At 73.3% G+C, this 13546-nt stretch carries 14 protein-coding genes; 7 read left to right on the top strand and 7 right to left on the bottom strand.

The annotated features are described in order from the left end of the window. Nucleotides 1-82: 82 nt before the first annotated feature. Complete coding sequence (locus HLA93_RS16335) at nucleotides 83-1357, top strand: MFS transporter (protein ID WP_222195470.1); 1275 nt, start codon at nucleotides 83-85, stop codon at nucleotides 1355-1357. Nucleotides 1358-1514: 157 nt separating this feature from the next. Then, nucleotides 1515-1709: a DUF3046 domain-containing protein gene (locus HLA93_RS16330; protein WP_222195469.1), complete on the top strand. Its 195-nt coding sequence runs from the start codon at nucleotides 1515-1517 to the stop codon at nucleotides 1707-1709. 26 nt (nucleotides 1710-1735) lie between these two features. Here HLA93_RS16330 and HLA93_RS16325 read toward each other — a convergent pair whose 3' ends face one another. Beyond that, complete coding sequence (locus tag HLA93_RS16325) at nucleotides 1736-2593, bottom strand: NAD(P)H-binding protein (protein WP_222195468.1); 858 nt, start codon at nucleotides 2591-2593, stop codon at nucleotides 1736-1738. 102 nt (nucleotides 2594-2695) lie between these two features. Here HLA93_RS16325 and HLA93_RS16320 point away from each other — a divergent pair, with 102 nt between their 5' ends. From HLA93_RS16320 to HLA93_RS16310, 3 genes are all read left to right on the top strand, one after another. Then, nucleotides 2696-3082 carry a winged helix-turn-helix transcriptional regulator gene (locus tag HLA93_RS16320; RefSeq protein ID WP_308128182.1) on the top strand — a complete coding sequence of 129 codons (387 nt, stop codon included), beginning with the start codon at nucleotides 2696-2698 and terminating at the stop codon, nucleotides 3080-3082. Nucleotides 3083-3265: 183 nt separating this feature from the next. Then, on the top strand, nucleotides 3266-4300 hold the full coding sequence (gene recA / locus HLA93_RS16315; RefSeq protein WP_222195466.1) for a recombinase RecA: 1035 nt from the start codon (nucleotides 3266-3268) through the stop codon (nucleotides 4298-4300). An 8-nt stretch (nucleotides 4301-4308) separates the two neighbouring features. Continuing rightward, a complete protein-coding gene (locus HLA93_RS16310) occupies nucleotides 4309-5433 on the top strand; it encodes a regulatory protein RecX (protein ID WP_308128181.1) in 1125 nt (374 codons plus the stop codon). A gap of 207 nt (nucleotides 5434-5640) precedes the next feature. On the opposite strand, the gene HLA93_RS16305 is transcribed toward HLA93_RS16310, so the two are convergent. The 5 genes from HLA93_RS16305 to HLA93_RS16285 all read right to left on the bottom strand — a co-directional run bounded on the left by HLA93_RS16305 (nucleotide 5641) and on the right by HLA93_RS16285 (nucleotide 9734). Beyond that, nucleotides 5641-6051: a hypothetical protein gene (locus HLA93_RS16305; RefSeq protein WP_222195465.1), complete on the bottom strand. Its 411-nt coding sequence runs from the start codon at nucleotides 6049-6051 to the stop codon at nucleotides 5641-5643. 323 nt (nucleotides 6052-6374) lie between these two features. Beyond that, nucleotides 6375-7328, bottom strand: coding sequence for an amino acid ABC transporter permease (locus HLA93_RS16300; RefSeq protein WP_222195464.1), 954 nt, complete (start codon nucleotides 7326-7328; stop codon nucleotides 6375-6377). Then, nucleotides 7325-7975, bottom strand: a complete 651-nt coding sequence (locus HLA93_RS16295) for an amino acid ABC transporter permease (protein WP_222195463.1) — start codon at nucleotides 7973-7975, stop codon at nucleotides 7325-7327. The genes HLA93_RS16300 and HLA93_RS16295 overlap by 4 nt, the downstream gene beginning before the upstream one ends. An 83-nt stretch (nucleotides 7976-8058) precedes the next feature. Beyond that, entirely contained in the window at nucleotides 8059-8949 is an 891-nt protein-coding gene (locus tag HLA93_RS16290; protein ID WP_222195462.1) for a glutamate ABC transporter substrate-binding protein, read from the bottom strand. Nucleotides 8950-8978: 29 nt separating this feature from the next. Continuing rightward, complete coding sequence (locus HLA93_RS16285; protein ID WP_222195461.1) at nucleotides 8979-9734, bottom strand: amino acid ABC transporter ATP-binding protein; 756 nt, start codon at nucleotides 9732-9734, stop codon at nucleotides 8979-8981. A gap of 157 nt (nucleotides 9735-9891) precedes the next feature. Here HLA93_RS16285 and HLA93_RS16280 point away from each other — a divergent pair, with 157 nt between their 5' ends. Both HLA93_RS16280 and miaB read left to right on the top strand, forming a co-directional pair. Further along, complete coding sequence (locus HLA93_RS16280) at nucleotides 9892-10350, top strand: hypothetical protein (RefSeq protein ID WP_222195460.1); 459 nt, start codon at nucleotides 9892-9894, stop codon at nucleotides 10348-10350. A gap of 41 nt (nucleotides 10351-10391) precedes the next feature. Beyond that, nucleotides 10392-11855, top strand: coding sequence for a tRNA (N6-isopentenyl adenosine(37)-C2)-methylthiotransferase MiaB (gene miaB, locus HLA93_RS16275; RefSeq protein WP_439957984.1), 1464 nt, complete (start codon nucleotides 10392-10394; stop codon nucleotides 11853-11855). Between the two features lie 86 nt (nucleotides 11856-11941). Here the strand turns inward: miaB and HLA93_RS21665 are convergent, their stop codons facing one another. Beyond that, nucleotides 11942-13537, bottom strand: coding sequence for a DUF349 domain-containing protein (locus tag HLA93_RS21665; protein WP_222195458.1), 1596 nt, complete (start codon nucleotides 13535-13537; stop codon nucleotides 11942-11944). Nucleotides 13538-13546: the final 9 nt, after the last annotated feature.

Below are 13546 nucleotides of genomic sequence, written 5' to 3'. Positions count from 1 at the left end.
CCGGGCGCCGGCGGGTCGGCCGTGGGTCGGTGACCCGGTCCGCCGACTGCCGGCGCGACCGGGCGTCCGGCAGACTCGCGCCGTGACCGGGACCCCGCTGGTGACCGCCGACCGTGCCGCGGTGCAGCGGCGGACGGTGGCGGTGCTCTCCGCCGGAGTGGCCCTGGGCGGTCTGGGCGTGACGATCGGCATCACCGTGGGCGGCCTGCTGGCTCGCGAGGTGGCCGGCGGTGACGCGGCCGCCGGGCTGGGTCAGACCGCCAGCGTGCTGGGTGCCGCCCTCGTCGCGGTGCCGCTGGCCCGGGTCAGCGACCGGCACGGCCGTCGGGCCGGCCTGGCGCTCGGCTACGGCGTGGCCGTCCTCGGCGCGCTGCTGGTCGTCGCCGCGGCCGCGCTCTCGTCGCTGACGCTGCTGCTCGTCGGCCTGTTCCTCTTCGGTGCCGCGACCAGCAGTGGACTGCAGGCCCGCTACGCGGCGGCCGACCTGGCCGAGCCCGAGCACCGCGGCCGGGCGCTGTCACTGGTGGTGTGGGCGACCACGATCGGCTCGGTGCTCGGGCCCAACCTCGCCGGGCCGGGTGACGAGCTGGGCCGGGCGCTCGGGCTGCCGGCGCTGGGCGGGGCGTTCGTGCTCTCCATCGCGGTGTTCGCCGTCGTCGTCCTCGGCGCGCTGCTCCTGCTGCGGCCGGACCCGTTGCTGCTGGCCCGCCGGCTGGCGACGACGACCGGACCGGCCGGCCCGCCGCCGCGAACCGGCTCCGGCGCGGCGCTGCGAGCGGTCTGGGCGACCCCCGGCGGCCGCCTCGGGCTGACCGCGGTGGTCGTCTCGCACGCGGTGATGGTCGGGCTGATGGTCATGACGCCGGTGCACATGGGCGCGGGCCACGCCGCCGCCGACGGGACGACGCTGCGGGTGATCGGCCTGGTCATCAGCGTGCACGTCGCCGGCATGTACCTGTTCTCGCCGGTGGTCGGCTGGCTCGCCGACCGGGCCGGCCGGGCGGCGACCGTCGCCCTGGGCGGGCTGCTGTTGCTGCTGGCCGCCCTGGTCGCCGGCACCGCGCCCGCCGGGGCCGCCGTCCAGCTCGGCATCGGGCTCTTCCTGCTGGGCCTGGGCTGGTCGTGCGGGCTGGTGGCCGGCTCCACGATGGTCACCGAGTCGGTGGACGCCGACCTGCGGCCGACCGCGCAGGGCGCCACCGACCTGCTGATGGGCCTGGGGGCGGCGGTCGCCGGCGCGGTCGGCGGACCGCTGCTGGCGCTCGGCGGATTCGGGCTGGTGGCCGCGGTCTCGGCCGCGCTCGTCGTCCCGCTGGCGCTGGTCTGGGGGCGCGGGGTTCAGCGCCGGTTGCGGTAGTGGCGGACCATCAGCACCAGTGAGGTCGCCAGCATCAGCGCGATGGCGATCTGCCCGACGGTGTCCCAGGTGGCCGAGCCGGTGCTGGGGATCATGCGGCCAGCCTAGGTCCGCCGGGCGTGCCGCGGGGTGGACGGCGGTGGGTACGGTCGTCGGCGTGCGTCTGCAGGAGTTCTGGGCCCGGATGGAAGGGCAGTTCGGGTCGATCCGGTCGCAGAGCGTGGCCCGTGACCACGTCTTCGGTCAGCTGGGCGGCCTGACCGCCCTCGAGGCGATCGACGCCGGCGTCCCGGTGCGCCGGGTCTGGCTGGAGATCTGCAAGGAGTACGACGTCCCGCCGAAGGAGCGCTGAGCTCCTCCGGCGGGACGGCGCGGTGCTCAGCGGCCGAGCACGGTGCGCACGTACTGCGCCAGCGTGGTGGTCGGCCGGCCGATGAGCGTGGACAGGGCGGTGCTGCCGGTGTCCAGTGCGCCCTGGGCGATCGACTGGTCCAGGCCCACGACGAACTCGGCGGTCTGCTGCGGCAGCCCGAGCCCGATCAGGAACTCGAGGTGCTCGGCCGCCGACAGGTCGCGGTGGGCGACCTCCCGGCCGGACTCGGCGGCCACGGTGGCGGCCAGCTCGGCCAGGGTGAAGGCCTCGTCGCCACCGACCTCCAGGACGCCCGGCTCCGGGGTGTCGGCGACGAGGACGGCGACCGCCCCGGCCGCGTAGTCGGCACGGGTGGCCGCGGCGATGCGGCCACTGCCCGAGCTGCCGACGACCTCGCCGGTCTCGGCCGCCGTCCGGATCTGGTCGTCGTAGTTCTCCAGGTACCAGTTGTTGCGCAGCACCACCGCCGGGATGCCGGAGTCGGCGATCAGCCGCTCGGTGGCGATGTGCTCGGGCGCGAGCGGGAGCGAGGTGTCGTCGGCCTTCGACGCGCTGGTGTAGACGACCAGTCCGACGCCGGCGGCCGTCGCGGCCTGCAGGACGTTGCCGTGCTGGGCGACCCGCTGACCGACCTCGCTGCCGGAGACCAGCATCAGCCGGTCGGTGCCCTGCAGGGCGGTCTGCAGCGCGGCGGGGTCGCTGTAGTCGGCCTGACGGACCTGGACGCCGCGGTCGGCGAGGTCGGCGGCCTTCTCCGGGCTGCGGACCACGGCGACGACCTGCTCGGCCGGCACGCCGGCGTCCAGCAGTCCGGTGACGACGAGACGGCCGAGGTGGCCGGTGGCTCCGGTGACGGTGATCAAGGTGGCTCCTCCGAGTGCTAGCTGTCAGGCGTGCACTAACGAATCGTTAGTACGGTCGGGCTGGACGGTACGCTGGCTGTCGTCCTGGCAGAGGGAGGTGTGGTGGAGCAGGCGGTCGAGGAGCTGGTGGCCGACGTCTTCAGCCGTGCCTGCACCTCGCGCGAGGCGCTGGAGCACGTGACCGGGAAGTGGTCGCTGCTGGCGCTGTCGGCCCTGGCGGAGTCCCCGCACCGGTTCGGCGAGCTGCGCCGCCGGATCGAGGGGGTCAGCGAGAAGATGCTGGCCCAGAGCCTGCAGACGCTCGAGCGGGACGGCTGGGTGCACCGCGAGGTGCGGTCGGCGATCCCGCCGCACGTGGAGTACCGGCTCACCGACGCCGGTGCCGAGCTCGTCCCGCACCTGCTCGGCCTGATCGAGTTCGTCGAGACCCGGATGCCGGCCGTGCGGGCCGCCCGGGCGGCCGCCGACGAGGCCCGCTCCGCCCGCTGACCCCTCGCGCCACCCGGGACGCGCCGATGTCGGCGTGTCACTGGAATCGAACAGGTGTTCGGCATACCGTGGCGTCCACAGGTCCGGTCCCCGTCCACAGACGAGCCCGGCCCGCGGAAACTGTCAGACCCCCGCCCTAGCGTCGGCGACGACCCGCTACAGCGACATCCGAAGGTGGCCACCATGGCAACGCTCGACCGCGACAAGGCCCTCGACATGGCCCTCGCCCAGATCGACAAGCAGTTCGGCAAGGGCTCGGTCATGCGACTGGGCGACTCGCCGGAGGTGGCCATGAAGGTCATCCCGACCGGGTCCGTCGCCCTCGACATCGCCCTCGGCATCGGCGGCCTGCCCCGCGGCCGGGTCATCGAGGTCTACGGCCCCGAGGCCTCCGGCAAGACGACGGTCGCCCTGCACGCGGTGGCCAACGCCCAGGCCGCCGGTGGCATCGCCGCCTTCATCGACGCCGAGCACGCGCTCGACCCCGAGTACGCCCGGGCGATCGGTGTCGACACCGACGCGCTGCTGGTCAGCCAGCCCGACACCGGTGAGCAGGCACTGGAGATCGCCGACATGCTGATCCGCTCCGGTGCACTCGACGTCATCGTCATCGACTCGGTCGCCGCCCTGGTGCCCCGCGCCGAGATCGAGGGCGAGATGGGTGACAGCCACGTGGGCCTGCAGGCCCGGCTGATGAGCCAGGCGCTGCGGAAGATCACCGGTGCGCTGAACAACTCCGGCACCACCGCGATCTTCATCAACCAGCTGCGCGAGAAGGTCGGCGTCGTCTACGGCTCCCCGGAGGTCACCACCGGTGGCCGCGCGCTGAAGTTCTACTCCTCGGTGCGCCTGGACGTGCGCCGGATCGAGACCCTCAAGCAGGGCACCGACGCCGTCGGCAGCCGGGTCCGGGTCAAGGTCGTGAAGAACAAGGTCGCCGCCCCGTTCAAGCAGGCCGAGCTCGACCTCATCTGGGGCCAGGGCTTCAGCCGTGAGGGCGGCCTGATCGACATGGGCGTGGAACAGGGCTTCGTGCGCAAGTCCGGCGCTTGGTACACCTACGAGGGCGACCAGCTGGGCCAGGGCAAGGAGAACGCCCGCGGCTTCCTGCGGGACAACCCCGACCTGGCCGACGAGATCGAGAAGAAGATCAAGGAGAAGCTCGGCATCGGGGTCACCGCGCCGGCCGAGGCCGCGGCTGCCCCCGCCGACTTCTGATCGTCCCGGTGTCCGACACGCTCTTCGGCGAGAGCCAGGGCGGCGGCTTCGGAGACGACGCCGGCCGGACCGGCGGCGCAGGCCGCCGGTCCGGCCGGCGCCGTACCGGTCGCCCGGACGCGGCAGCCCGATCGGGCGGGCCGGACGACGGGTCGACGGGCGGCTCCCGGGGCCGTGGCAAGCGCAGCTCCGGGCCGCAGTGGAGCCGCAGCTCCACGGCCGGCGACGACGCCGATGGCCCCGCCGAGATGGAGGACCCGGAGGCCGTTGCCCGCGGCATCTGCCTGCGGGCGCTCACCGGCGCCGCGAAGACCCGTAAGCAGCTGGCCGACCTGCTGGCCAAGAAGGAGGTGCCGGCCGACGCCGCGGCCGCGGTGCTCGACCGGTTCACCGAGGTCGGTCTGATCGACGACGCGGCGTTCGCCGCCGCGTGGGTCACCTCCCGGCAGTCCGGTCGGGGGCTGGCCCGCCGGGCGCTGACCGCAGAGCTGCGGGCCAAGGGCGTCGACGACGAGGTGGCGGCCGCCGCGGTGGCCGAGGTCGACCCGCAGGACGAGTGGGACTCTGCCCGGGCGCTGGTGGCGCGGAAGATGACGGCGATGCGCCGCCTCGACCGGGTCACCGCCGAGCGCCGCCTGATCGGCATGCTCGCCCGCAAGGGCTACGGCGGCGGACTGGCCGGCTACGTCGTCCGCGAGGCGCTCGACGCCCTGGCCGAGGAGCTCAGGGCCGAGGACGCCGCGGACGACGCACCGGCCGCTGCCGCGGACGATGCCAGTTCCGTGGGCCACTCGACCGACGAGGCGCCTGCTGCCCGCCGGTCCTCGTTCGGCAACTCCTCGTTCGGGAGTTCGCGCAACGGCGGTCGCGGCAGCTCCTGGCGGCGGGGCGCCACGGCAGCCTCCGCGGCGGAGGAAGAGGTCGACGAGCCGCTCGCCGACGACGACCCGGACGCGCCCTCCCCGGTGCCCTGGTCCCGCGAGCGTTCTGCCGCGCGGGCTGCGGCACGCGCCGGCGCAGCCGCCCCCGCCGGCGGACTGGACCCGGCCGCAGAGGTGGGGGAGGGGCTCGCCCGGCCGGTCGGCCGGCTGCGGCCACCTCCAGGTGCTCTGCCCGCCGACGACCTGCCCTGACCTGGGCGGTCTGCCGACCCCAGGAACGCAGTCAGCCGATGCGACGGACGTCGCATCGGCTGACTGCGTTCGGTGCCTCGGTCGCCCGAGCGCGGCCGCTGCGCCCGGGCAGGAGATCAAGGGTGTCCGGGATCCTTGCCCTGAGCCCGTCGTCCATCGCCCCGGCGGACGATCGGCGACGACAGGCTCAGCGGCCAGGATGGCTGGTCAGCGGTTGAGCCAAGCGGTGATGTCGATGGCCACGCCGTCCGCGGCCTCCTCGTCCGGCGACAGCCACCGGCGGCTGCGCTCCTGGCCGGCGCGCAGCCACAGCTCGATGGCGGTGTCGAACTGCGACATGGTGATCTCCTTGCCCGCGATGGCGCTGGCCGGGCCGAGGAAGGTCACGTCGGCCTCGCGGCCGGCGGGGTAGAGCAGCACGACGCGGCACCGGGCCCGGCGGTGGCGGGCCGGCGGCACGGCCTCGCGCACGATGGCCGACTCGGCACCGGCGGCGGAGGCGAAGCGCCGGGCACTGGCCCGCAGCTTGCCGACGAAGATCTGGGTGGTCGTCTCCAGGTCGTTGTCGTCGTCGAGGTCGCGGTGCATGTGGCGCGGCGCGGCGGCAGTCGAGGTCACACCTCCACTCTCGGCAGGCTGGCACGCCATCGTCATCGGCTGAATGTGCCAACTCGGACCGCGGACTCGGGCAGTCGGCCAGCCGGCCGGGGGAGGAGCGCCAGGTGGGGCAGTGGAGGGCGATGGGACCTCAGGCGCCACGCCGGACGGCGCGGGTCGCAACACCCTCCGGGTGCGCTCGCGGTCGGTGCCTCCCACGGGCTCGGCGATGCGCCCGCGGCCAGGAGCCCGAGGGTGGCCACGTCCGGCGGCAGCGGGCCCCGGGAACGCGGCAGGGCAGCCACCTGCCGGTGGCTGCCCTGCGCTCCGTGTGCTGGTGCCGGTCAGCTCTCCTCGCCGGGTCGCCCCGGGCTGAGCACCACCGCGCTGGCCGGGCCTGCACTGATGGCCGGGCCCAGGGCCGAGGCCGAGGCCGCGCCGGTGGGCACCGCGTCGGCGGTGCCCGTGGTCCTGGGGCTGCGGCGGGTGCGCGACTCGACGAACTTGGCCAGCTGCGACAGCAGCACGTTCACGACGATGTAGATCAGACCGGCCGCCACGTAGAGCTGGAAGGTGTAGCGCGGCCCGAAGCTGAAGTTCAGCGTCTCGACCAGGCTCCGGGAGGTCCGCAGCAGCTCCAGGTAGCCCACGATGAAGCCGAGCGAGCTGTCCTTGAGCAGCACCACGAGCTGGGCGATGAGCACCGGCAGCATGCGGCGGACCGCCTGCGGCACCAGGATGAAGGTCATCACCTGCCACTTGCGCAGGCCCAGGCCGTAGGCCGCCTCGCTCTGCCCGCGGTCGATCGACAGGATGCCGGCCCGGAAGATCTCGGCGAGCACCGCCATGTTGTAGAGGGTCAGCCCGAGCGCCAGGGCGCCGAACGCACTCAGCGACACCCCCACCTGTGGCAGGAAGAGGAAGCAGAACAGGATCAGCACCAGCAGCGGCACGGCGCGGAAGAACTCGATGACCGTGACCACGGGGACGCGCACCCAGGCGTGCTCGGAGAGCCGGCCGACGGCCAGCAGCGCCCCCAGCGCGGTCGCCGCGACCATGCCGACGGCGGCCACTTCGAGGGTGTTGCCCAGCGCCTCCAGCAGCCGCTGCGGGACGTTGGTCGCCGGGTCGAACAGGATGGCCCACCGCTCGGGCTCCAGCTGCCCGTTGATGCCCAGCCGCCAGAGGGCCAGGCCGATCAGCACCAGCACCAGCAGGGCGCCCAGCAGACTGCCCAGCCGCTGCCGGCGTCGGGCCCGCGGACCGGGCAGGTCGAACAGGACTCGGGAGTCGCTCATCGGACGATCGCCAGCCGGCGCTCGAGGATGCCGATCAGCCACGCCGACGTGAGGGTGATCAGCAGATAGGCCGCCACGACGGCGATGAAGACCATGGCCAGCTGGTCGGCGTTGGCGTTGGCCAGCCGCTGGAGCACGGCGGTCAGGTCCGTGACCGCGAAGCCCGCGGCGATCGAGGTGTTCTTGGCCAGGGCGATCCACACGCTGCCCAGCGGCGGGACCACGGTGCGGAAGGCCTGCGGGAGCACGACCGTGGACAGGCTCTGGCGGAAGTCCAGCCCGATGGCCCGGGCGGCCTCGGCCTGGCCCGGCGGCACCGCGTTGATGCCCGACCGCACGGCCTCGCAGACGAACGCCGCCGTGTACAGCGACAGGGCGGCGACGGCGGTGATGAAGCGACTCGGGAACTGCAGGTCGATGTAGACGATGCCGAACGCGAGGAAGAAGAACACCACCGTGAGCGGCGTGTTGCGGAAGGTCTCGACGTAGAAGGTCGCCAGCCCGCGGAGTGCGGCGATCGGGCTGACCCGCATGGCCGCGAGGACGGTGCCCAGCACCAGCGCGACCAGCCCGCTGAGGACGGCGAGGCTGAGCGTGGTCAGGAAGGCGTCCCGGAGCAGCGGGAAGTTGTCGGCCAGGAAGGACATCGAGCCTCCTCTCGTTCAGATGGTGTCAGAGCGCACCGCTGGCGCCCCGGTCGTCCGGGGCGCCAGCGGTGTCGAGCGGTCGATCAGTAGCGGTCGACGGTGGGCGGCTCGGGGGCCTCGGTGTCGGTGATGGCACCGGCGGTGCGGTCCCAGGCCTCGGCCCAGGTGCCGTCCTCGAAGGACTCCTCGAGCACGTCGTTGATGAAGTCGCGGAAGTCGTCGGCGCCCTTCTGCACACCGATGCCGTAGGGCTCCTCGGTGAAGGGGTTGCCGACGAGCTCGAAGCTCTCCGGGTCACCGGCGACGAAGCTGGTGAGGATGACGTTGTCGGTCGTCACGGCGGTCACGTTGCCGTTGCGCAGGTCGTCGGCGCACTTGGAGTAGACGTCGTAGAGGACCAGCTCGGCCTCCGGGTACTCCGAGCGGATCGTCTCCGCGGGGGTCGAGCCTTCGACCGAGCAGACCGTCTTGCCGGCCAGGTCCTCCGGGCCCTCGATGCCCTCGGGGTTGCCGGCGGCCACCATGATGTCCTGCCCGGCCACGTAGTACGGCCCGGCGAAGTCGATGACCTGCTTGCGGGCGTCGTTGATGGTGTACGTCGCCGCGACCATGTCGACCTGGTCGTTCTGCAGGAAGGGCTCGCGGTTGGCCGACACCGTCTCGGTGAAGGTGATCTGGTCCTCGGTCAGGCCCATCTTCGCGGCGATGAGCTTGGCCATCTCCACGTCGAAGCCCTCGGGGTCGCCGGCGGTGTTGGCCAGGCCGAAGCCGGGCTGGTCGATCTTGGTGCCGACGCGCAGCTCTCCGGCCTCCACGATCTCGGCCATGGTGCTGCCGGGCTCGAACTCGACGTCGGTGGCGACGGCAGCGGTGTTGTCCGCGGCGTCGTCGGCCGTCTCACCGGCGTCGCTGGAGCAGCCGGCGAGGACGACGCCGGCGGCCGCGAGGGCGGCGGCGTAGCGGGTGATGCGCATGGTGGGTCCTCTCGTGGGTGTACGGACGATCAGTGGTTCAGGATCTTGGAGAGGAAGTCCTTGGCCCGGTCCGAGGTCGGGTTGGTGAAGAACTCCTCGGGCGTCGCGGACTCGACGATCCGGCCGCCGTCCATGAACACCACCCGGTTGGCCGCCCGGCGGGCGAAGCCCATCTCGTGGGTGACGACGATCATCGTCATGCCGTCCCGGGCCAGCGAGGTCATCACGTCGAGGACCTCGTTGATCATCTCGGGGTCCAGTGCCGAGGTGGGCTCGTCGAAGAGCATCACCTTCGGGTCCATCGCCAGCGCCCGGGCGATCGCCACGCGCTGCTGCTGGCCACCGGACAGCTGGGCCGGCACCTTGTCGGCCTGGTGCCCGACGCCGACCCGGTCGAGCAGCTCACGGGCCCGCTTCTCGGCGTCGGCCTTGGACTGCTTGCGCACCTTGATCGGGCCGAGCGTGACGTTCTCCAGCACCGTCTTGTGCGCGAAGAGGTTGAAGCTCTGGAACACCATGCCGACGTCGGCGCGCAGCCGGGCCAACTCCTTGCCCTCCTCGGGCAGGCGCTGGCCGTCGATGGTGATCTCGCCGTTCTCGATCGACTCCAGGCGGTTGATGGTGCGGCACAGCGTCGACTTGCCCGAGCCCGAGGGCCCGATGACCACGACCACTTCGCCGCGGTCGATCGTCAGGTCGATGTCCTGCAGGACGTGCAGTTGGCCGAACCACTTGTTGACGCCGGTCAGGCGGACGAGAGGCTCTCCGGTCGGACGTTCGGTCACAGCGGGTGACCCTAGGCGGCGCTCACCAGCCGGGACGTCGCCGGGCCATCACGAAGCTGTAACGAAGCGTTGGCCTGGCCGTGAGTTCCCTGCCTCGGTGTCGGGCAGGTCACGATCTGCGGGCGTCGCAGGCGCTCCCGCGGGTACCGGAGGACGCATGCGCACCCCCACCGTCCTGGCCACCCTCGCCCGCGGCGTGGGCGCCGGGCTCGCCGGCACCGCCGTGATGACCGCCTTCCAGCGGCTGGTGGAGCAGCCGATCACCAGGCGCCCGGACAGCCTGGCGCCGGCGGAGATCGCCGAGGCGCTCCTGCCGGTGCACCCCTCGACCCCGGCGGCGCGAAGCCGGTTGAACTGGGTCGCGCACTTCGGCTTCGGCACGGTGTGGGGCGCCGGCCACGCCCTCGCCTCCGGGGCTGGGCTGCGCGGGCAGCGGGCCGTGCACGTCGTCTTCGCCCTTGGCTACCCCGCCGACGTCCTGGTGGCGATGGCCCTGGGCGTCTACCACCCCAGCCGCTGGAGCAGGCAGGACTGGGTGGTCGACGTGCTGGACAAGTACGTCGCCCTGCAGGCCACCGCCTTCGTGCACGACCGGTTCCTCGCGCCCCGCCGCTGACGCGCGACCGGCCGGCGCCGGCGGCTCCGTACGATGCGGTGGTGAACGGCAAGACCTACCTCGTGCGCACGTACGGCTGTCAGATGAACGTGCACGACTCCGAGCGCCTCTCCGGGCTGCTCGAGTCGGCCGGCTACACGGCAGCTCCCGAGGGCACCGACGCCGACGTCGTCGTGCTCAACACCTGCGCCGTCCGGGAGAACGCCGACAACCGGCTCTACGGCAACCTCGGCCACCTGCGCCCGGTCAAGGACGCCCACCCCGGTATGCAGATCGCCGTCGGCGGCTGCCTGGCGCAGAAGGACCGCGGCGAGATCGTCAAGCGCGCGCCCTGGGTCGACGTCGTCTTCGGCACCCACAACGTCGGCTCGCTGCCGGTGCTGCTGGAGCGGGCCCGGCACAACGCCGAGGCCCAGGTGGAGATCGTCGAGTCCCTCGAGGTCTTCCCCTCCACGCTGCCGGCCAAGCGGGACTCCGCCTACTCCGGCTGGGTGTCGATCAGCGTCGGCTGCAACAACACCTGCACGTTCTGCATCGTCCCGGCGCTGCGCGGCAAGGAGAAGGACCGTCGTCCCGGCGAGATCCTGGCCGAGGTGCAGGCGCTGGTCGACCAGGGCGTGCTCGAGGTGACGCTGCTGGGGCAGAACGTGAACGCCTACGGCGTGGAGTTCCGCGAGCGCGGCGCGTTCGCCGACCTGCTGCGCGCCGCCGGCCGGATCGAGGGGCTGGAGCGCATCCGGTTCACCAGCCCGCACCCGCGGGAGTTCACCGACGACGTCATCGCCGCGATGGCCGAGACGCCGGCGGTCTGCCACCAGCTGCACATGCCGCTGCAGAGCGGTTCCGACGACGTGCTGCGCCGGATGCGCCGCGGCTACCGGCAGGACCGCTACCTCGGCATCATCGACCGGGTGCGGGCCGCCATGCCCGACGCGGCGATCACCACCGACATCATCGTGGGCTTCCCCGGCGAGACCGAGGCCGACTTCCAGCAGACCCTGGACGTCGTCCGGCAGGCCCGCTTCTCCAGCGCCTTCACCTTCCAGTACTCCAAGCGCCCCGGGACCCCGGCCGCGGAGATGGAGGGGCAGCTGCCCAAGGAGGTCGTGCAGGAGCGGTACCTGCGGCTGACCGCGCTGCAGGACGAGATCAGCTGGGCGGAGAACCGCGCGCTGGTCGGCCACCGTGTGGAGCTGCTGGTCGCCGCGGGTGAGGGCAGCAAGGACGCCGACCGCGGCCGGCTGTCCGGGCGGGCCCGTGACGGCCGGCTGGTGCACTTCACCGCCGCGGACGGCGTGCGGCCCGGCGACGTCGTCGAGACCGTGGTCACCGAGGGCAAGCCGCACTTCCTGGTCGCCGACGGCGAGCTGCTGTCGCATCGGCGGACCCAGGCCGGCGACGCCAGCGAGGCCGGCACCCGGCCGACCACCCAGGGGATCTCCCTCGGCATGCCGGCGGTCGGCGTGCCGGCCCCGCTGCCGGCCGCGGTGGCCGCCTGCAGCTGACGCGGACGACCCCGTGCCCACGAACCGGGCAGGGGACGACGAAGGGCCCCCGACCAGCCGGTCGGGGGCCCTTCGTCGTCAGTGCCTCAGCGGCGGCCGGCGGACTTCTCCGCCTCGGCCAGCCACTCCCGGCGGGTGGCCAGGTTGGCCTCCGCCTCGCTGATCCGCTTGGCGTTGCCGGCGGCCTGCGCCTTGGCCAGCTGGTCCTCGGCCTTGGTGACGGCGGCCCGCATCGAGGTCAGCAGCGGGTTCTCCGGCTGCACCCGCGGCCGCGAGGACTCAGCGGCGCCGCGGAACTTCTCCTCCACGGTCCGCATCCGGTCCTCCAGCTCGCGCATGGCGCCGCGGGGCACGTGCCCGATCGCGTCGTAGCGCTCCTGGATCTTGCGCAGCGCGTTCTGGTTGCCCTTGTTGGCCGGGTCGAGCTTCTCGGCCTCGGCGAGCAGCTCCTCCTTGGCCTTCTGGTTGGCCAGCTCGTCGCTGCTGCGCGCCTGGTCGTTGGCCGTACGGGCGGCGAAGAAGACGTCCTGGGCGGCGCGGAACTTCTTCCACAGGTCGTCGTCGGTGTCCCGGCCGACCCGCGGCACGGCCTTCCAGCGGTCCATCAGCGAGCGCATCGCCGCGCTGGTCGGGCCCCACTCGGTGGAGGTGGACAGCCGCTCGGCCTCGGCGATCAGCTCCTGCTTGGCCGCCCGCGACTCCCCGCGCTGCTTGTCCAGCTCGGCGAAGTGCGCGCCGCGCCGTCGACCGAAGGCGTCGCGCGCCGCGGCGAAGCGCTGCCACAGCGCCTCGTCGGTCTTGCGGTCGATGCCCTTGATCGTCTTCCACTCCTCGACGATCGCCTTGAGCCGGTCTCCGGCCGCCTTCCACTGGGTGGACTCGGCGGCGATCTGCTCGGCCTCGGCGGCGAGGGCCTCCTTGCGCGCGATCTGACCGGCACGCTGGGCGGCCTTCTCGGCGCGGTTGGCTGCCACCGCGGTGTCGGCCATGCTCACCATCGCCCGGGCGCGGGCGGACAGGCTGTCCAGGTCACCCACGGCCTGGGCCAGCGGGATCGCGTCGGCCAGCTCCTGGGCCTTGGTGCGGATCTCCCCGGGGTTGCCGGTGTGCGCGGCCAGCCGTGCCTCGAGCAGGGCGACCTCGGTGGCCAGGTCGTCGAACCGCCGGCCGTAGTGCGCCAGGCCCTCGGCCGGAGAGCCGGCCTGCCAGGAGCCGACGGAGCGCTCGCCGGTGGCGGTGCGCACGTAGACCGTGCCGTCGTCGTCGACCCGGCCCCAGGCGGTGGGGTCGGAGGTCGGCACGGCCGGGACGATGCTGGGGACGTCGGCGGGGCCGGCGCTCGGGGCGGCCGGGGCGGGTGCTGCGTCGGTGGTCGGGTCGGCGACCTGCGCCTCGGCGGGCGACCCAGCGGCCGGGGTCCCGGCCTCGGGGGTCACGGCCTGCGACGTCGTCCCCTCGACGCCCTCACCGATCGCCGGGACGACGGGCGGCTCGGCGTCGTCCGGCTCACCGCCGGCGGGCTGTTCGGTGACCGCGGGCTGCTCGGCCTCGGCCGCCGGGACGGCGGCGTCCGGCGTCGCTGCCAGCGGTCCCTCGTCCACCGGGGTGGCCTCGAGGACCGCCTCCTCGGGGGCGGTGGCGGGCTGCTGCGTCCGGTCTCCGGTGTTCTCCGTGCTCGACACGGCAGCAGT

The sequence above is a fragment of the Modestobacter italicus genome (genome assembly GCF_019799965.1).
Taxonomy (GTDB): domain Bacteria; phylum Actinomycetota; class Actinomycetes; order Mycobacteriales; family Geodermatophilaceae; genus Modestobacter; species Modestobacter italicus_A.
The sequence above is the reverse complement of the archived record's forward strand: the minus strand, read 5'-3'. Positions and strand labels throughout refer to the sequence as shown.

Coding starts and splice junctions, on each gene's coding strand:
- HLA93_RS16295 (WP_222195463.1), bottom strand. CDS start 7,975: ATGTCCTTCCTGGCCGACAACTTCCCGCTGCTCCGGGACGCCTTCCTG.
- recA (WP_222195466.1), top strand. CDS start 3,266: ATGGCAACGCTCGACCGCGACAAGGCCCTCGACATGGCCCTCGCCCAG.
- HLA93_RS16290 (WP_222195462.1), bottom strand. CDS start 8,949: ATGCGCATCACCCGCTACGCCGCCGCCCTCGCGGCCGCCGGCGTCGTC.
- HLA93_RS16300 (WP_222195464.1), bottom strand. CDS start 7,328: ATGAGCGACTCCCGAGTCCTGTTCGACCTGCCCGGTCCGCGGGCCCGA.
- HLA93_RS16280 (WP_222195460.1), top strand. CDS start 9,892: ATGCGCACCCCCACCGTCCTGGCCACCCTCGCCCGCGGCGTGGGCGCC.